The 17,467-nt window shown below is 66.4% G+C and carries 14 protein-coding genes (1 of these 14 only partly in view); 4 read left to right on the forward strand and 10 right to left on the reverse strand.

Going from position 1 to position 17,467, the window contains the following annotated elements; genetic code table 11:
* Positions 1 to 9: 9 nt before the first annotated feature.
* The 3 genes from ACZ5TO_RS15015 to ACZ5TO_RS15025 form a co-directional block, all read right to left on the reverse strand.
* Entirely contained in the window at positions 10 to 426 is a 417-nt protein-coding gene (locus ACZ5TO_RS15015) for an organic hydroperoxide resistance protein (RefSeq protein WP_184146840.1), read from the reverse strand.
* A 168-nt stretch (positions 427 to 594) separates the two neighbouring features.
* On the reverse strand, positions 595 to 1,893 hold the full coding sequence (locus tag ACZ5TO_RS15020; RefSeq protein WP_464798674.1) for a sensor histidine kinase: 1,299 nt from the start codon (positions 1,891 to 1,893) through the stop codon (positions 595 to 597).
* Positions 1,890 to 2,627: a response regulator gene (locus ACZ5TO_RS15025; protein ID WP_464798675.1), complete on the reverse strand. Its 738-nt coding sequence runs from the start codon at positions 2,625 to 2,627 to the stop codon at positions 1,890 to 1,892. Before ACZ5TO_RS15025 ends, ACZ5TO_RS15020 begins: the two co-directional genes overlap by 4 nt.
* 388 nt (positions 2,628 to 3,015) lie before the next feature.
* On the opposite strand from ACZ5TO_RS15025, the gene ACZ5TO_RS15030 reads away from it, so the two are divergent.
* A complete protein-coding gene (locus tag ACZ5TO_RS15030) occupies positions 3,016 to 4,440 on the forward strand; it encodes a cytochrome c biogenesis protein DipZ (RefSeq protein WP_464798676.1) in 1,425 nt (474 codons plus the stop codon).
* Positions 4,441 to 4,513: 73 nt separating this feature from the next.
* Positions 4,514 to 6,496: a methyl-accepting chemotaxis protein gene (locus ACZ5TO_RS15035; protein ID WP_464798677.1), complete on the forward strand. Its 1,983-nt coding sequence runs from the start codon at positions 4,514 to 4,516 to the stop codon at positions 6,494 to 6,496.
* A 40-nt stretch (positions 6,497 to 6,536) separates the two neighbouring features.
* Here ACZ5TO_RS15035 and ACZ5TO_RS15040 read toward each other — a convergent pair whose 3' ends face one another.
* The gene (locus ACZ5TO_RS15040; RefSeq protein ID WP_464798678.1) at positions 6,537 to 6,914 is read right to left on the reverse strand and encodes a response regulator; all 378 of its coding nucleotides are present in this window, start codon (positions 6,912 to 6,914) and stop codon (positions 6,537 to 6,539) included.
* Positions 6,915 to 7,127: 213 nt separating this feature from the next.
* Here ACZ5TO_RS15040 and ACZ5TO_RS15045 point away from each other — a divergent pair, with 213 nt between their 5' ends.
* Positions 7,128 to 8,249 (forward strand): sensor histidine kinase, encoded by a 1,122-nt coding sequence (locus tag ACZ5TO_RS15045; RefSeq protein ID WP_464798679.1) that lies wholly within the window; start codon positions 7,128 to 7,130, stop codon positions 8,247 to 8,249.
* A 58-nt stretch (positions 8,250 to 8,307) separates the two neighbouring features.
* Here the strand turns inward: ACZ5TO_RS15045 and melA (ACZ5TO_RS15050) are convergent, their stop codons facing one another.
* The 6 genes from melA (ACZ5TO_RS15050) to melA (ACZ5TO_RS15075) all read right to left on the reverse strand — a co-directional run bounded on the left by melA (ACZ5TO_RS15050) (position 8,308) and on the right by melA (ACZ5TO_RS15075) (position 17,263).
* The gene (gene melA / locus ACZ5TO_RS15050; RefSeq protein WP_464798680.1) at positions 8,308 to 9,678 is read right to left on the reverse strand and encodes an alpha-galactosidase; all 1,371 of its coding nucleotides are present in this window, start codon (positions 9,676 to 9,678) and stop codon (positions 8,308 to 8,310) included.
* 22 nt (positions 9,679 to 9,700) lie between these two features.
* The gene (locus tag ACZ5TO_RS15055) at positions 9,701 to 11,371 is read right to left on the reverse strand and encodes an ABC transporter ATP-binding protein (protein WP_464798681.1); all 1,671 of its coding nucleotides are present in this window, start codon (positions 11,369 to 11,371) and stop codon (positions 9,701 to 9,703) included.
* A gap of 11 nt (positions 11,372 to 11,382) precedes the next feature.
* Complete coding sequence (locus tag ACZ5TO_RS15060) at positions 11,383 to 12,510, reverse strand: ABC transporter permease (protein ID WP_464798682.1); 1,128 nt, start codon at positions 12,508 to 12,510, stop codon at positions 11,383 to 11,385.
* Positions 12,507 to 13,523, reverse strand: coding sequence for an ABC transporter permease (locus ACZ5TO_RS15065; protein WP_464798683.1), 1,017 nt, complete (start codon positions 13,521 to 13,523; stop codon positions 12,507 to 12,509). Before ACZ5TO_RS15065 ends, ACZ5TO_RS15060 begins: the two co-directional genes overlap by 4 nt.
* A gap of 109 nt (positions 13,524 to 13,632) precedes the next feature.
* Positions 13,633 to 15,714 (reverse strand): ABC transporter substrate-binding protein, encoded by a 2,082-nt coding sequence (locus tag ACZ5TO_RS15070; protein WP_464798684.1) that lies wholly within the window; start codon positions 15,712 to 15,714, stop codon positions 13,633 to 13,635.
* A gap of 76 nt (positions 15,715 to 15,790) precedes the next feature.
* Positions 15,791 to 17,263, reverse strand: coding sequence for an alpha-galactosidase (gene melA / locus ACZ5TO_RS15075; RefSeq protein WP_464798685.1), 1,473 nt, complete (start codon positions 17,261 to 17,263; stop codon positions 15,791 to 15,793).
* Positions 17,264 to 17,448: 185 nt separating this feature from the next.
* Here melA (ACZ5TO_RS15075) and ACZ5TO_RS15080 point away from each other — a divergent pair, with 185 nt between their 5' ends.
* Positions 17,449 to 17,467, forward strand: partial view of an AraC family transcriptional regulator gene (locus ACZ5TO_RS15080; RefSeq protein WP_464798686.1) — the 5' end (the start) only. Its footprint extends 881 nt past the window's final position; the window shows 19 of its 900 coding nt (coding positions 1-19); the start codon lies at positions 17,449 to 17,451; its stop codon lies off the right edge, out of view.

The following is a 17,467-nucleotide window of genomic DNA, read 5'->3' on the forward strand; positions in this document are numbered from 1 at the left end:
CATCGCGGCTCACACCACGGTCAGCACGACGTCGATATTGCCGCGCGACGCCTTGGAATAGGGGCAGGTCCGGTGCGCCTCCTCGACCAGTGCCTCGGCGAGGTCCCTTTCGAGGCCCGGCAGGCTGATGCTCAGGCGCGCCTGGAGAAAATAGCCCTCGCCGGCCATGCCGAGGTCGACTTCCGCATCGACGGCAGCCTCTGCGGGCAGGCGGAGCTTGCGCCCGGCGGCGGCAAGGCCGAGCGCGCCGATGAAGCAGGCCGACCAGCCGGCGGCGAACAGTTGCTCGGGATTGGTGCCGCCCTTGCCGCTGCCGGGCGGCGACAGGCGCACGTCGAGCGCCCCGTCGTCGCTGCGGGCCGCGCCGTCGCGCCCGCCGGTGGTGTGGGTCTTGCCGGTGTAGAGAACCTTTTCGATCCGGGTCATGCTGTCTGCTCCTTCGTGCGTCGCCGTTCGCGACATCGTTGACGAGAAGCGTTCTGAGGGATCGCCGTATCCCGCATGTTTTCGAAAAGGGGTAAATTGTATCGCAGCGTAGCAGCAGGGCCGGCGGCTACTTTCCCATACGAAAGGCCCGGAATATCCGGGCCTCGTTCAGGGCAACACGATTTCGGCGGCAAGCCCGCCGCCGGGGCGATTGCAAAGCCGCACCGCCCCTCCGATCGAGGCGGCGAGCTGCTGGGCGATGGCAAGCCCGAGCCCCGCGCCACCGGTCTCGCGGTTGCGCGACCCCTCCAGCCGGAAGAAGGGCTTCATAGCCGCTTCCAGCCTGTCGTCCGGAATGCCCGGCCCGCGGTCGAGCACGGCGATGACGGTCCTGCCGTCGTCGCGCGCGACGTTTATCTCGGCGCTGCCGGCATATTTCAACGCGTTGTCGACGAAATTGGCGAGGATGCGGCGCAGCGCATGCGGCTTGGTCGCCACCGTGCCGAAAACCACGCCCGACACCCGAACCGCCTTGCCTATATCCTGGTAATCGTAGGCGATGCTGTCGATGAAGGAGGAAAGATCGATGCGGGTGGCCTTCTCGCCGCTGCTGTGGGCGCTGCGGGCATAGGCGATGCCGTCCTGCACCAGCCGCTCGATCTCGGCAAGGTCGCGCACCAGCTTGTCGCGCTCGGGCGTATCGTCCGCCATGTCGGCGCGCAGCCGCATGCGGGTGATCGGCGTCTGGAGATCGTGCGAGATGGCGGCAAGGATCTGCACGCGCTCTTCCAGATAGTGGGCGATGCGCTCGCGCATGGCGTTGAAGGCCGCGGCGGCATGGGCCACTTCGCTCGGCCCGGTTTCGTCGAGGGCCGGCCCGCGCCTGTTGGGATCGAGCGTCTCGGCCGCCTCGGCAAGCCGTCCAAGCGGGCGCGTCGCCTGCCGCACCGCATACCAGGCGCACAGCATCAGCAGCGCCATCTGCACGATGAAGACGTAGGGCAGCCAGTCCGCGACCGGCATGACGCCGCGCGGCATAATGTCGATGGTCAGGGGGCTGCCGTCGCTCAGCGACAGATGCGCCTGCAGGCGCTGCACGTCTCCCGGGGTCGTCTCGAGGCTGAGGGGAAAGCGATGGCCGGTCGCCGCCTCGATCCGCGCCGCGATCTCGGCGCCGTGCCGCGAGGTATCCAGCGCGCCGGGCACGCCCTCGCCGAGCACGAACTGGTAGTTGCCGCGCCCGAGCCGGCCGACAAAGCGCGGTCGCTCGCCGGCCGGCAACTGGTCGAGCACGGCGATGGAGGTCGCGACGTCGTTCTCCAGCGTGCCGAGCATCAGCTCCTTCGCGGTCAGGTAACGCTCGATGGAGAGCACGGTGAAGGACAAGGCGTAGGCGACGGCCAGCCCGACGAACAGGATGAGGAATATCCGGGCGCGCAGCGTCGCCGGCCAGCGAAGACCGCTCATCGCTGCTCCACGATCTCGATCGGCACGGAAAAGACGTAGCCCTCGCTGCGCACCGTCTTGATGTAGAGAGGCTCGCGCGCGTCGTCGCCGAGGCGCTGGCGCAGCCGGCTGACGAGAAGATCGATGGAGCGGTCGAACAGGTCCGCATCGCGCCCCTGCGTCAGGTTCAGCAACTGGTCGCGGTTGAGAACGCGCTGGGGATGGTCGACGAAGACGCGCAGCAGGCGGTATTCCGCGCCGCTGAGGGCGATGGCCGTTCCCTCCCGGTCGAGCAGGTGCCGCCCGACCGTGTCGAGCCGCCAGTCGCCGAAGCTCAGGATCCGGCCCGCCTCGCTGATCTGGAGATTGGGCGGCAGCATGCGCGTGCGCCGGAGCACGGCCTTGATGCGGGCGAGCAGCTCGCGCGCGGCGAAGGGTTTCGCCAGATAGTCGTCGGCCCCCATTTCGAGGCCGAGAACGCGGTCCATCTCGTCGTTGCGCGCCGTCAGCATCAGGATCGGCGTCGCCTTGTGCCTTCCCGCGCGCAGCTCCCGGCACAGGACGAGGCCGTCGTCGCCGGGCATCATGACGTCGAGCACGATGAGATCGACGGTGTCGGCCTCGAGAAAGGCCCGCATCTGCCGCCCGTCGGCGGCGATGCTCGCCCGCAACCCGTTCTTCTTCAGGTAGGACGACAACAGTTCGCGGATTTCGCGGTCGTCATCGACGATCAGGATATGGTCGACATGCTCCATGGAAGGACTTTCTTTTCCATCGCGGCCCCTTGCGGCCATTTCCTTGTAACCGCCGGGCCGGCATCCGCAAACGGGGATATCACAGCCGCGACGCGTCGATCACCGCCCGGGCGAACGCCAGCGGCGCTTCCTGCGAACATGTGCGGCAAGGTCCCCGTGCCATGTATCCGCGTTATGTGCCGCAGGCCGTGAAGGTGCATGCGGATGTAACATCCGGCCGCCGCGATACACTTCGATACAATCGCCGCCATGGCCCGCGCCGCCCTACAGTTCGGTACAAATTCCCGCCGCGGCGAACACATCCGGGATACGCCGCGCTGGCGATATGTCCCCACTGGCCGCGCCGTATCGCCGTCCAGAGCCGAAACCCACGCCAAAGGAAACGACGATGACGCTTCTTGTGATTGCCTATCTCGGGGGCGCGCTGACCATTCTCAGTCCGTGCATTCTGCCGATCCTCCCCTTCGTCTTCGCGCGCGCAGGCCAACCCTTCCTGCGCAGCACGCTTCCGATGCTTGCCGGCATGGCGGCGACCTTCGCACTCGTCGCGACGCTGGCGGCGGTCGGCGGAAGCTGGGCGGTCCACGCCAACGACTACGGCCGGCTTGCCGCCCTCGCCGTCCTTGCCCTCTTCGGCGCGAGCCTCGTGTCGCCCCGGATCGCAAGTATCCTCAACCGGCCCGCGGTCGCGCTCGGAAACAGGCTGCTGAACCGGCCGGCGCCAGCGGGCTCCGGGCAGACGGCGGCCCGCTCCTTCGTGCTCGGCGTTGCCACCGGCCTGCTCTGGGCGCCCTGCGCGGGGCCGATCCTCGGCCTCGTTCTGACGGGCGCCGCCCTGAACGGCGCCAATCTCGAAACCTCCCTGCTGCTCCTGGCCTATGCCGCCGGCGCCGCCACGTCGCTCGCCCTTGCCCTTGCGGTCGGCGGCAAGGTCTTTGCCGGCATGAAGCGCTCGCTTCGAGCCAGCGAGCGCATTCGCCAGGCGCTCGGCGCCGCCGTGCTCGCCGGGGTCGCCGCCATCGCGCTCGGCCTCGATACCGGCCTTCTGGCGCGGCTTTCCTATGCGGGCACCGCATCCTTCGAACAGGCCGTGCTCGATCGCCTCCCTGCACGCCCGACAGCCGAGGTGACGGGTTCCATCGTCTCCGCCGCCAGCGACGGGCAGCCCTTCCGCAGCGACCTTCCCGTCGAGGGCGAGGCACCGTCGCTCGACGGTGCGGTTGCCTGGCTGAATTCCGCGCCCCTCGACATGGCGGCGCTGCGCGGCAAGGTCGTCCTCGTCGATTTCTGGACCTATTCCTGCATCAACTGCATCCGGACCACGCCCTACGTTCGGGCCTGGGCCGGCAAGTACAAGGACCAGGGCCTCGTCGTCGTCGGCGTTCACGCACCCGAATTCGCCTTCGAGAAGAACATCGACAACGTCAGGAAGGCCGTCGCGGACGCCGCGATTACCTATCCCGTCGCGATCGACAACGACTACCGGATCTGGCGCGCCTTCGCGAACAGCTATTGGCCCGCCCACTATCTGATCGATGCCGACGGCAGGATCCGCTACCATCATTTCGGCGAGGGCAACTACGCCGGGACCGAACAGGCGATCCAAGACCTCCTGCGCGAGGCGGGCGACAAGACGGCATCGAATGCGCTCGTGAAGCCGCAGGCCAGGGGCGCCGGGGCCGGCCCCGATCTTACGAATATCCGCTCCGGCGAAACCTATCTCGGCTACGAGCGCGCGACGGGCTTCGTCTCGCCGGAAGGCCTCGCGGCGGACGGCGCCCGCAGCTACACCGTCCGCGATCACGAATTTTAGAAATCTGCGTTAAAGAAAACTTTTACACTTCCAAAACACTATTCATGAACCTTATCCGATCTGTGGGGACGAAATGAAAATCCTCTCGCGATTCCGGCTCGTCGGCACCGTCACCGCCACGACCATCGTCATTCTGCTCCTGGCCCTTGCTGCCGTCGCCATCGCGATTTCCAGCCGTGTCACCGACCAGATCGCCCAACAGGCAATCGACAGCCAGAATGCCAGCCTCCGGGCGGCGGCGACGATCGTCGAGCGGGACCTGCCGGGCACCAGGATAACCTGGGCGCCGGACGGGAACGTCGCTCGCGTCGAGATGGAAGCGATCCCCGCGACCTTCGAAGACCATACCATGATCGATACGATCGGCCGTATGACCGGCCAGACCGTGACGGTGTTCGCCTGGGACGAGAAGGCGAAGGACTTCCTGCGCCGCACCACCAACATCATCAAGCCCGACGGCCAGCGTGCCGTCGGTACGGCGCTCGGCCAGACGGGCGCGGTCTATCCGGTCGTGACGAAAGGGCAGACCTATCGCGGCGAGGCCGTCATCCTCGGCATTCCCTATTACACCATCTATCAGCCGGTCTTCAGCGCGGACAACAAGGTGATCGGCATCCTCTATGCCGGCGTGCGCGCGGCGGAGATAAACGCCATCGGCAGCCGCATTACCTGGACGATCGCCGCGGCCGCGCTCGTCACCCTGCTGGTCGCCGGCATGCTCATGACCTTCGTCGCCCGGCGCATCATGGGGCCGATCCCCCGCCTGACCCATGTCGCGACCCAGTTGGCGGAAGGGCATATCGATACCGCCGTGCCGGACCAGACGCTGCGCAACGAGATCGGCGGGCTTGCAAGGGCCCTCGAAGTGTTCCGCCAGAATGCCCTCTTGAAACTCGACCTCGAACGGCAGGCGGACGAAAGCCGGTCGCTCGGCGAGCGCGAGCGGCTGCAGCGCGAGCAGGCGAAGGCCGAGGAGACGGCCCGCATCAGGACGGCGGTCGACACGCTCGCCGACGGCCTGCGCCGGCTGAGCCAGGGCGACCTGACCTGTCGCATCGATGCGCCGTTCGGCGACGAGCTCGACCGCCTGCGGGAAGACTTCAACGGTTCGCTTGCGACGCTGAACTCCACGATTACCCGCCTTACCGGCGAGGCGCTCGGCATCCAGGCCGGCGCGAACGAAATGACGACGGCCAGCGGCGACCTCTCCAAGCGCACGGAGCAGCAGGCCGCCTCGCTGGAGGAAACGTCCGCGGCGCTGGAACAGATCACGGCCACGGTGAAAAGCGCCTCGGAGCGCGCCGACGAGGCCTCGTCCATGGCAAGCGAGGCCAAGCAGAGCACGGAGCGCTCGAGCAAGGTCGTTTCCGACGCCATCGACGCCATGGGGCGCATCGAGCATGCCTCCTCCGAAATATCCAAGATCATCAACGTAATCGACGAGATCGCCTTCCAGACCAACCTGCTGGCGCTCAACGCCGGCGTGGAAGCCGCGCGCGCCGGCGAGGCCGGCAAGGGTTTTGCGGTCGTCGCCCAGGAGGTGCGCGAGCTTGCGCAACGCTCGGCCAGCGCCGCCAAGGACATCAAGGCCCTGATCGGCAAATCCGGCGAGGAAGTGGCAAGCGGCGTCGGCCTGGTGAAGGCGACGGGCGAAGCCCTGACGCGGATCTCCGAACAGGTGGTAAGGATCAACGGCCATATCGGCTCGATCGCGACGGCAGCGCGCGAACAGGCGACCGGGCTTCAGGAGATCAACATCGCCGTCAGCCAGATGGACCAGTTCACGCAGAAGAATGCCGCGATGGTGGAGGAAACGAGTGCCGTCACCCACCGCCTCGCCGAAAGCGCCTCGACGCTGGCAACGCTGGTCGGGCAGTTCCGCACGGGCGCCCAGGAGACAGGTGCCGCTCCCCAGCGCCAGCCGGTCGCGGCCGACGGCTCCGGCAGGGCATCGACGCCCTCGCCGGCCCGCCGCATGCTGGGCTCGCTGGCCAAGGCATTCGCCCCCGCCGGCGCCACCGCTCTTGCCGCCAATGCGGACTGGGAGGAATTCTGATCCGCCGCATGCCGCCACGGTTCACGGTCGCCAAATAGCCTCAGCCCAGCAAACGCCGGATTTCTCCGACCATCCGGGACATGTCGGTCGGCTTGCCGAGATTGGTCACGCCGCGGAAGAAGCCGGATTCGGTGAGCACGCGCCCTTCGGCGGAGGCGAGGACGAAAGGCACATCCCGCGACCTGAGCAGCGCGGCGACGGCCGTCACCTTGCCGTCCCGCAAGGTGACGTCGAGAACGGCGGCGTCCGGCCGCTCGCGATGGAGAAGCTGCAGGGCCTCCTCGACGCTTCCGACCGGCCCCAGGACCTCGAAGCCGCCGCTCGCGAGCGCCCGCTCGATCTCCATCGCGATGAGGATTTCATCCTCGGCCACCAGGACGCGCTTGGCGACCCGACAGCGCCCGTCATCGAAAGACATGCGCATCCCCATATCGGCAGTTTGACGATGGCGGCCAAACCGCGCGCACCGAACCTTTGTTCCGCCGATTGCGGCCGACACATTGGCCGGCCGGACGATTGCAGTTGCAAACGCTTTGGAAAACCCCATGTTAGCGAAGCCCGTTGCCGTTTGAAACGGGGGCCGGAGCACGGATTGGCATCATCTCCGTAAACGCCGCGAAGGGGTGTCAAATTGCGCGAGTCCGTTCATTTCCTCGATGGCGGCGGAAAAATGGCCGACATCATCCGGGCCTACGACTGGTCCTCGACCACTCTCGGGCCTCTCGAACAATGGCCTTCCGCCCTCAAGATCGCCGTCGGCATGATGGTGAATTCGAAATTCCCCAAATGCATCCTTTGGGGACCCGACCTCGTCACCATCTGCAACGAAGCGTTCCTGCCCATTCTCGGCGGAAAGCCGCCTGCGCTCGGCAGGCCGTTCAGCGAGGTGTGGGGCGAGGTTTGGGACGAGATCGGGCCGATCGCCGAGCGCGCCTTCGCCGGCGAGGCGACGTTCATCGAGGACTTCCCGCTCGTCATCAACCGCCACGGCTATCCCGAGAAAGCCCATTTCACGTTCTGCTACAGCCCGATCCGCGACGAGACCGGCGTGGTCCGGGGAATGATCGACACGGTGATCGAGACGACGGCCACGGTCGAAGCCCGGCGTCAGGCGAGCCTGCTCAACGGAGAGCTGGAACATCGCATCAAGAACACGCTCGCCGTTGTCGCGGCGATCATCAGCCAGACATTGCGCGGCGGCGATACCGATGCGGAGGCGCGGTCGGCCCTCCTGGAGCGCATCCAGGCGATGGCGCACGCCCAATCGCTGCTGACACGCGCCGGCGCGACGGAAGCCAGCGTCGTCGATGTCGTCCTGCAGGCAACGGCGGCGTTCACGACGTCGGACGAGCGGTTCCACATCGGCGGCCCGCCGGTCATGCTGTCGTCGAAGCAGGCCCTGAGCCTCAGCCTGGCATTGCACGAGCTGGCGACGAACGCCGTAAAGTACGGCGCCCTTTCGAACGAGAAGGGAAAAGTGCGCATCGACTGGACGGTGGGCCGGCCCGACACCGACGACGCGTTCCTGCTCCGCTGGATCGAAGAGGATGGACCGGAGGTCCAGGCCCCGACCCGCAAGGGCTTCGGCTCCCGCATTATCCAGACGGTTCTGCCGTACGACTTCGGCGGTGAAGCATCGCTTTCACACGACCCTTCGGGCCTCCGGTTTCAGTTGCAAACCAACATGCGGCAGATCGGCAACCGCCCGGCCCAGAGCGATCTCCCCGGGCAATCGGCGTCGCAGGCCTCGTAAAAAGCCACAGGCCCCGGCGCGGAATACGCCGAGGCCTGCCGGCGGGACTGGGAGGAGGTCACGCCGCCTTGGGCTTGCGGGCTTCGCGCGCCCATTCGGGAATCCAGTCGCGATGGGCTGCGAGGAGGTCGTCCACCAGCGACCAGATCTGTTCGAGATCGAGTTCGGCGGCCGTGTGCGGGTCCATCATCGCGGCGTGATAGAGGTGGTCGCGGTTCTCCGTCATCAGGGCGGCGACCGTCAGTTCCTGCACGTTGATGTTGGTGCGCATCAGCGCCGTCAGTTGCGGCGGCAGGGCGCCGATATGGGTCGGCTGGATGCCGGAGGCGTCGACGAGGCAGGGCACTTCCGCCGCGCAGTTCTCCGGCAGCGAGGTGATGCAGCCGTTGTTGCGCACATTGCCGTAGATGACGGAGGGCTCGCCCGTCCACACCGAGTTCATGATGGAGGAGGCATATTCGTGGCTCGCCTTCACCTCGATCGTCTCGGCGTCCCGGAAGGCGTCCGCCTGGCTCTTCCACCGCTCGACCTGCTCGATGCAGCGCTTGGGATATTCGTCGAGCGGGATGCCGAACTTCTCGATGAGGTCCGCGCGCCCCTCCTTGATGAAATAGGGCGTGTATTCGGCGAAATGCTCCGAGCTTTCGGTGACGAAATAGCCGAGCCGCGTCAGCATCTCGTAGCGCACCTTGTTCGGGCAGCGCGGGTTCCAGTGGCTGGGCTTGGGAAAGCGGCCCTCGCGGTAGCCGGCAAGAAGGTCCGGGTAGAGGTCGCGGTAGCTGCCGTCCGGCTGGCGATGCTCGAAGGAGAGGTAGAAGGCCATGTGGTTGATGCCGGCGGCGCGGTAGCGGATCTCCTCGACGGGAATGTCGAGGTCGCGCGCCAGCTCCCACGCCGTCCCCTGCACGGAATGACAAAGGCCCACCTGCCGGATCGCCGGGAACTTCTCCGCGATGGCCCAGGTGTTGATGGCCATCGGGTTGACATATTGCAGGAGGATCGCATCCGGGCAGACCTCCAGCATGTCCGCGCAGATCGACCAGAGATGCGGCACCGTCCGAAGCCCCCGCATGATGCCGCCGACGCCGAGCGTGTCGGCAATGGTCTGGCGCAGGCCGTATTTCTTCGGCACCTCGAAATCCGTGACCGTGCAGGGCTCGTAGCCGCCGATCTGGAAGGCGACGACGACGAAATCCGCCCCCTCCAGCGCCTTGCGCTGGCTGGAATGGGTCTCGACCTTTGCACTGGAGCCGAGCGTCCTTGCCAGCTTGCCGGCGACGATCTCGCTTTCGGCGAGCCGTTCCGGGTTGATGTCCATCAGCGCGATGGTCGCGCCGGAAAGCGCAGGGCGCTGCAGCACGTCGCCGATGATGTTCTTCATGAAGACGGTGGAGCCGGCGCCGATGAAGGTGATCTTGGGATGTCTCATGGGATTGCCTTTGTATTCTGGGTTAGGCGGCCACATCGAAGGCGGCCCGGACGAGCCGTTCGGTGTAGGGAGTCTTGAGGCGGGTGAGCACGTCTTCGACGGGGCCTTCCTCGACGATCCGCCCCTGCTGCATGACGACGACGCGGTGGCAGAGCGCGCGCACCACCTTCAGGTCGTGCGATATGAAGAGGTAGCTGAGGCCCCGTTCGTCCTGGAGCTTGCGCAGGAGGTCGATGATCTGCGCCTGGACGGAAAGGTCGAGCGCCGAGGTCGGCTCGTCGAGCAGGATGAATTCCGGCTCCAGCGCGACGGCGCGGGCAATGGCGATACGCTGGCGCTGGCCGCCGGAGAATTCATGCGGGAACCGCGACAGGATGTCGGTCGGCAGCCCCGCGGCGGAAAGCGCCGCGCGCACCCGGTCGATCCGCTCGCGGCGGTTCTCGCCGAGGCCGTTGACGACCAGGCCCTCCTCGATGATCTGCCCAATGGACATGCGCGGGTTGAGCGAGGAGAACGGGTCCTGGAAGACGATCTGCATGCGCGAGCGCAGCGGGCGCATCTCGGCCCGGTTGCGGCTTTCGATCGGCTCGCCGTCGAACGTGATCTTTCCGGCATCCGCGTCGATCAGCCGGATGAGCGCCTGGCCGAACGTGGTCTTGCCCGATCCGGATTCGCCCACGAGCCCGAGCGTTTCGTGGCGGCGCAGCGAGATCGACAGGTCGTTGACGGCAAGGAGCTCGCTGTATTGCGGCTTGAAGAAGCCGCCCCTGCGCAGGGTGAAGGCGACGCGCACGTCCTTTCCTTCGAGGATGACCGGGGAGCCGGCCGGCAGCGGATTGGCCGCCCCGCGCGGCTCGGAGGCGAGCAGCCGGCGCGTATAGGGATGGACGGGATCGGCAAACAGCGCCTCCGTCGTGTTGTGCTCCTTCACCTCGCCCTGGCTCATCACGTAGACATAATCGGAGAACTGGCGCACGACGGTAAGGTCGTGGGTGATGAGGATCACCGCCATGCCCATCTCCTGCTGGAGCGCGCGGATGAGGTTGAGGATCTGCGCCTGCACCGTCACGTCGAGCGCCGTCGTCGGCTCGTCGGCGATCAGCACGTCCGGCTTGTTGGCGAGCGCCATGGCGATCATCACGCGCTGGCGCTGGCCGCCGGAAAGCTGGTGGGGATACTGGTTGAGCCGCGCTTCCGGATCGGGGATGCGGACATGGCGCAGGAGCTCCAGCGCCTCGGCCGTCGCCGCCTTGCGGCTCATGCGCCGGTGCACGCGGATCGCCTCGACGATCTGGGTGCCGACCGTATAGACCGGGTTGAGCGAGCTCATCGGCTCCTGGAAGATCATGGAGATGCGGTCGCCGCGCAGCTTGCGGCGGCGGCGCTCGGAAAAGGCGAGCACGTTCTCGCCGTCATAGTCGATGCGCGACTGCGGGCCGGTCTTCGCCCGCTTCGACAGGAGGCCCATGATCGTGCGGGCGGTGACGGACTTGCCCGAGCCGCTCTCGCCGACGATGGCAACCGTCTCGCCGCGATAGAGCTGGAAGGAGACGTCCCGCACGGCGCGGACCGTGCCGCCTTCCACCTTGAAATCGACCGCGACGTTGCGCGCGTCGATAACCGGCCGGCCGTCGCGCCCTTCAAGGTCGCGCCGCTCGGCGGGGGCCGTGACGATGCTGTCGGATGGCGTCATGTCCGGTCTCCTCAATAGGGGTCGATGGCGTCGCGCAGCCCGTCGCCGAGCGCGTTGAAGGCGAAGACGGTGACGAGCACGAAGCCCACCGGCGCGAGCAGCCAGGGATAGGAGCCGATCACCGAATAGTTGGCCGTATCCTGCAGCATCAGCCCCCAGGAGATCAGCGGCGGCTTGACGGCAAAGCCGAGGAAGCCGAGGAAGGATTCCAGCAGCACCACGCTCGGGATCGCCAGCGTGACGGCGACGATGACGTGGCTCATCACGTTCGGCAGGATATGCTGCAGGAGGATGCGCCGGTCCGTCGCGCCGACGGCCATGGCGGCGCGCACATAGTCGATGCGGGCGAGCGCCAGCGTCTTGCCGCGCACCTCGCGCGACATCTGCGCCCAGCCGAGCGCCGACATGACGACGATGACGAAGGCGAGGAAGACGTTGGTCGGCGCCGTCACCGGGATCAGCGAGGTGAGGGCGAGATAGAGCGGCAGTTGCGGGAAGGCGAGCACCAGTTCGACGAAGCGCTGCGTCCAGGCATCGAAGCGCCCGCCGAAATAGCCGGACATCATGCCGACCGTGGTGCCCACCACCGTCACGACGAAGACGACGACGAGCGCGATCATCAACGAGATGCGCGAGCCGTGCAGCGCCCGCGACAGGACGTCCCGGCCGAACTTGTCGGTGCCGAGCAGGTGGACCGCCGAGCCGTCGACCGCGCCGAAGAAGTGGCGCTCGGCCGGAATGAGCCCCAGCAGGCGGTACGGCGCACCCTTGACGAAGAAGCCGAGATACTGCGGGTTGTCGTAGTCCGGCCCGACGACGGGCTGGAAGGTCACGGGGTCCAGCTCCGCCGTCTCGCGGATCGGATAGGCGCGCGGCGTGAAGGCGAAATTGCCGTCCTTGTCGGTGAAGCGGATCGCCTGCGGCGGGGTGAAGGCGATGTCCGTCGCCTTGGGATCGGCCGGCGAGAAGAATTCGGCGAAGAGCACGATGAGCGCGAGCAGGCAGACGAGCGCAAGCCCCAGCATGCCGGTGAAGGAGCGCTTCAGCCGCCGCCAGACGAGCGCGGAGTAGCTTTCGCCGTGCTGGTCGCGGGCGGCCGCGGCATCCGCCGCAGGCGTGGATCGGATCTCGGCGGTCATGCGGGCCCTCCCGAAAGGCGCACGCGCGGATCCAGCATGGCCAGAAGCAGGTCGGCGATGATGTTGCCGACGATGAGCGTGACGGAGAGCACGAGCATGAAGGTCGCGGTGACATAGACGTCGCCGACCTGCATGGACCCGACGATGGTCGGGCCGACCGTCGGCAGCGCGAAGATGATCGCCGTCTCGATCTCGCCGGTCAGCATGTAGGGCAGCACGACGCCCTGGTACATGACGAGCGGATGCAGCGCATTGGGCACGGCATGGCGCAGGACGACGGCGCCCTCGCTGAGCCCCTTGGCCCGTGCCGTCTCGACATATTGGGCGTTCAGCGTATCGAGCAGGTTCCCGCGCATGACGCGCATGTTGTAGGCGAGGCCCCCGAAGGTGGCTATGGCGACGACCGGCCAGACATGCTTCACGAGATCGACGAACTTGCCCCACGACCACGGCGCCCCGCCATAACGGGCGGAATGGAAGGAATTGATCTCGCTGACGTTGAAATGGAAGACCAGCACATAGACGATAATCAGCGCCATCAGGAAGCGCGGCACCGTCATGCCGAGGAAGGAAATGCCCGACAGCAGCGTGTCGATCCAGGAATATTGCTTCGTGGCGGCGACGATGCCGAAGAGGATGCCGATGCACGAGGCGAGGATGTGGCAGACGAGCGCAAGGGCCAGCGTGCGCGGCAGGCGCTCGGCCACCACCTCGGACACCGGCTTGTTGTAGTAAAGGCTGTGGCCGAAATCGCCGCGCGTGACGATGCCGGTGATCCAGTTGACATACTGGACGGGCAGCGGCCGGTCGAGACCGTGTTCCGTGCGGTAGGCCTCGGCCTGGGCGTTCGCCTCCTCGAAGGAGGCCCCGCCCTGGTTGATGAGCTGCGAGCGGATGTAATCCGCATAGTCGCCGGGCGGCGCCTGGATGATGGCGAAGGTCACCACGCTGAGCACGAAGAGCAGCGGTATGGCGGCGGCGATCCGCATCATCAGGAAGCGAAGGAGATGCATCGTCGTTTCCCTTGTTTCGCCGCCGGCCGGACCGCGCTGGGTCCGGCGCCGGCGACGCGCGAGAGGGGGGCATCCGGCCGTGGGGCCGGCCGGATGCGGATGGGTCGGCTTACTCGGCCGGGCCGCCGTCGCCCGGCTTGCCCGGCAACTGCTCGGGATAGAGCTCGTAGTCGCCCTGCTTGTCGGCGGCGACGTAGAGCCGCTCGCGCATGATCGAATCCTCGGCCCAGTTGAACATGAAGATCGGCGTGCCCTGCGGAATGTTCGAGAAGCGCTTGTTGACGATGAGCGCGCCCGGATATTCGGTGAGGCCGATCGAGTCCAGGTTGGTGGTCGCCACCTTCTGGTACTGCTTCATGAGGTCAGCCCGCTCGGCACTGTCGTTGCTGGCGATGAACTTGTTGACGATGTCGACAAGCTCCTGCTCGAACGGCATGAGATCGAGCGTGCCGTCCGTGCCGGCGCGGTGGTGCCAGCTCGTGCGCGGACCCGTCGCGGCAAGCTGCGGCGTGTTCTGCACGACCGAGGTGAGGTCCTGCTCGTTGCGGCGGATCGACCAGTCGAAGCGCCCGCCGTAATGCGCCGCATCGCGCTTCGGGCCGTCCAGCGTGTTGAGCACGACCTTGAGGCCGAGCCGCTCCATCTGGCCGACGACGCCTTCGCCGAGGTTGCGGTCGGTGCCGTATTCGCCGGTGATGAGCAGGACGATCTGCACGTCACCACCGCCGGCCGTGCCGGCCGGGAAGTTCACGAAGCCGTCGCCGTCGGTATCGACGAGGCCCGCCTTCTTGAGGAGCGCCTTGGCCTCGTCGAGGTCATAGGGATAATACATGGTGGACTGGCGGTCGTAGAAGCTGGTGCCGGAGGAGAGCCCGCCCGGATAGATCGCCGTGAACGGCCCCTTGACCAGCGAATCGCCCAGCTTCTGCCGGTCGATCGCCATGGTGACGGCCTTGCGGAAATCGAGGTTGCGGTTGAGCTGGCGCACGGCCTCGCCGCGTTCGTCCGGCTCGCCCCAGCCGTTGGCCGAGAAATTGAGGTGCAGGTTGTAGCCGATGACGCGCGGGCCGAAGGCGAGACGCGCGGGCGCGGTGTCCTCGGCGGCGCGCTTCAGCGCCTCCACGAAATTCTCCGGCTGCTCCAGGTTGGAGATGTCGCCCGAGCCGGCGATGGCCTGCACGTCGCGGTCCGCCCAGGTGGAAAGCTTGTAGTGCGCCTCGTTGAGATAAGGCAGCTGCCTGCCCTCCTCGTCCACCTTCCAGTAATAAGGGTTGCGGCGGAGCACCACGATGTCGTCGGAACGGTAGGCGACCGGCACCCACGCGCCCATGACCGGGAAGTTCAGGTATTCCGGCGGGAAGGCGTTCTTGTACTGGTCATAGGTCGTGCCGGCATATTTCGGATGCTTCGTCTTGAGGATGTGCGAGGGGCCGGGACAGAAGGTGCCGTAGGCCATGGCGAAGAGATACTGGCGCGGGAAGGCTTCCTTGAAGGTCCACTCGATCGTGTAGGGATCGAGCGCCTTGAGCGTCGTGCCCACGCCGAAGGTCTCGGGCGTCGCGCCGTTCAGCGGCGTGACGTTCGGGTCGAGGACGTTATCCTCCCAGTAGAACATCACGTCCTCGGCGTCGAAGGGGTCGCCGTCGGACCACTTGGCGCCCTCGATCAGCTTCATCGTCAGCTTGTGGCCGTCCTCGGACCATTTCCAGCTCTTCGCAAGATTGGGCAGCGGCTCCATGTCGTTCGCCTCGACCTGGAAGAGCGGCGCGGTGCGCGTCAGGCATTCGAACATGCCGATGTCGATGCCACCCCAGCCCTGCGACTGGCCGGCGCTGTAGTTCCAGCCCTCCGGCCGGCCGCCGATGACATGGCGGATCGTGTCGCCGTAGACGCCGGTGCCGTCCGGCATGTTGCCGGTCTTGTAGACCAGCGGCTCCTTGGGAAGGCGCTCGCCGACCGGCGGCAGCTTGCCGGTCTTGACGAACTTTTCCGTCACCCAGTCCGGCTCCTGATAGGCGGAAAGCGTCTTGTATTCCAGGATCGAGGTCCGGGGGACATAGGTGATCTTGCCCTGGGCCGGAAAGACCGGCTGCTCCGGCACGACCACGGGATCGGCGGCGCCCGCCGGCATGGCGAGCGCCGAGACGCCCAGCATGAGCACGGCGCTCCGCAAGGAACGGATGAATGTCATTGTCGCTGTTCTCCCTCTTGTTTCCGGCCGCTCCTCCACGGGCGGCCGTTTCCTCCGAAATCCGCGGAAGGCTCCCTCAGCCCGCCGCGCGCAGCCTCATCGCTTCGCGTTCGGCGCGCACTTCCTCCAGGGGGCGGACCTCGCGGCTCGCCGCGCCCTTCCACTCGCGCGTCCTGACGGTGCCGCGGGCAAGGCGCTCCTTCGCGCCCGCGACGGCATGGGCATACTGGGGCAGCCAGGCGGCCTGGGCGACCACCATTTCGTCCACCATCTGCCAGACTTCCTCCGGCGTGCAGATCGCCCCCACCAGCGGATCGTGCAGCACGGCGAGTTTCAGGAGGTCGATATCGCCCGAGATCGCCGCGTGCACGGACATGCGCTGCACGTTGATCGAGGAGATGCAGGTCGCCGCACAGGCCTCCGGCAGCGTGATGCCAGCCACCATGTTGATGCCGAAACGGTCGACGAAGCCGGGCGATTCGATGATCGCATCGTCCGGCAGGTTGGTGATGACGCCGTTGTTCTTGACGTTGAAATGCCCGCGATAGACCCGGCCCGTCTCCAGCGCTTCGAGGATGTGGCTCGCATGCTCGTTGGAGCGGCGCTTCGGATCGATCGGCTTTCCGGCCGCCTTGAGCAGCTCGGGATAGTCGCTCTCGAACCAGTTGCGGGTCTCGGTGGAATAGCGCAGGTACCCGCCGGTCTCGCCGTGGATCCAGTCCGACATGTCGATCCAGCGCTGCGTCTCCTCCGGCCGCTTGCGATACCAGGGCAGGTATTCGGAAAGATGGCCGTTGCTCTCGGTGGAATAGACGCCGAAGCGCTTGAGCACATCGATGCGCAGCTTCTCCTGCTGCGAGAAGACCGGATGGGCCTCGAAGGCGGCGACGAGCTCGTCCTTGCCGACCTTGCGGCCCCTCAGGCGCAGGTCCACGAACCATGTCTGGTGATTGATGCCCGAGCAGACATAGTCGAGCTCGCCCGCGCCCGCGCCGAGGATTTCCGCGATCTGCTCGCCGCCGTGCTGGACGCCGTGGCACAGGCCCACCGTATCGACCTTGCCGTATTCGATGGCGGCCCAGGTGTTCATGGCCATGGGATTGGCGTAGTTGAGGAATTTCGCGCCCGGCTCGGCGACCTCGCGGATATCCTTGCAGAAATCGAGGATGACCGGGATGTTGCGCTGGCCGTAGAGGATGCCGCCGGCGCAGATCGTATCGCCGACGCACTGGTCGACGCCGTATTTCAGGGGGATACGGATGTCGTCCGCATAGGCTTCGAGGCCCCCGACCCGCACGCAGCTGATGACGTAGCGCGCGCCCTCCAGCGCCCTGCGGCGTTCCGTGGTGGCGGTGATGCGCGTCGGCAGGCCGTTCGCCTCGACGATCTTCTCCAGGATCGTGCGGATCATCGTCAGGTTATGCTCGCTGAGATCGGTCAGGGCGACCTCGATATCGGCGAATTCCGGCACGGACAGGATGTCCGTGAAGAGCTTCTTGGTGAAGCCGACGCTGCCCGCGCCGATGATGGCGATCTTGAACCTGCTCATGCTATCCTCGTCCGAATGGGTCCCGGCTGCCTGAATGGGTAAAATCGAGCGCATGCGCCGTTTGCCAGCCGAAACGGGCCGCTCGCGCAGTTGCTCGTCAACCCTCTTGAAATCCGGAAAAACTTCCTCTCAAGTCGGCATTATGCGGATCGCCGGACGAGATCATAGAGAGGGATTGTGCTTTCATGGGTAATTCTATGCTCC

Source organism: Shinella sp. Sh6 (assembly GCF_055392685.1).

Excerpts from the sequence above, each read along its gene's own strand:
- ACZ5TO_RS15015 (WP_184146840.1), bottom strand. The coding sequence starts at position 426 with ATGACCCGGATCGAAAAGGTTCTCTACACCGGCAAGACCCACACCACC.
- ACZ5TO_RS15020 (WP_464798674.1), bottom strand. The coding sequence starts at position 1,893 with ATGAGCGGTCTTCGCTGGCCGGCGACGCTGCGCGCCCGGATATTCCTC.
- ACZ5TO_RS15025 (WP_464798675.1), bottom strand. The coding sequence starts at position 2,627 with ATGGAGCATGTCGACCATATCCTGATCGTCGATGACGACCGCGAAATC.
- ACZ5TO_RS15030 (WP_464798676.1), top strand. The coding sequence starts at position 3,016 with ATGACGCTTCTTGTGATTGCCTATCTCGGGGGCGCGCTGACCATTCTC.
- ACZ5TO_RS15035 (WP_464798677.1), top strand. The coding sequence starts at position 4,514 with ATGAAAATCCTCTCGCGATTCCGGCTCGTCGGCACCGTCACCGCCACG.
- ACZ5TO_RS15040 (WP_464798678.1), bottom strand. The coding sequence starts at position 6,914 with ATGTCTTTCGATGACGGGCGCTGTCGGGTCGCCAAGCGCGTCCTGGTG.
- melA (WP_464798680.1), bottom strand. The coding sequence starts at position 9,678 with ATGAGACATCCCAAGATCACCTTCATCGGCGCCGGCTCCACCGTCTTC.
- ACZ5TO_RS15055 (WP_464798681.1), bottom strand. The coding sequence starts at position 11,371 with ATGACGCCATCCGACAGCATCGTCACGGCCCCCGCCGAGCGGCGCGAC.
- ACZ5TO_RS15060 (WP_464798682.1), bottom strand. The coding sequence starts at position 12,510 with ATGACCGCCGAGATCCGATCCACGCCTGCGGCGGATGCCGCGGCCGCC.
- ACZ5TO_RS15065 (WP_464798683.1), bottom strand. The coding sequence starts at position 13,523 with ATGCATCTCCTTCGCTTCCTGATGATGCGGATCGCCGCCGCCATACCG.
- ACZ5TO_RS15070 (WP_464798684.1), bottom strand. The coding sequence starts at position 15,714 with ATGACATTCATCCGTTCCTTGCGGAGCGCCGTGCTCATGCTGGGCGTC.
- melA (WP_464798685.1), bottom strand. The coding sequence starts at position 17,263 with ATGAGCAGGTTCAAGATCGCCATCATCGGCGCGGGCAGCGTCGGCTTC.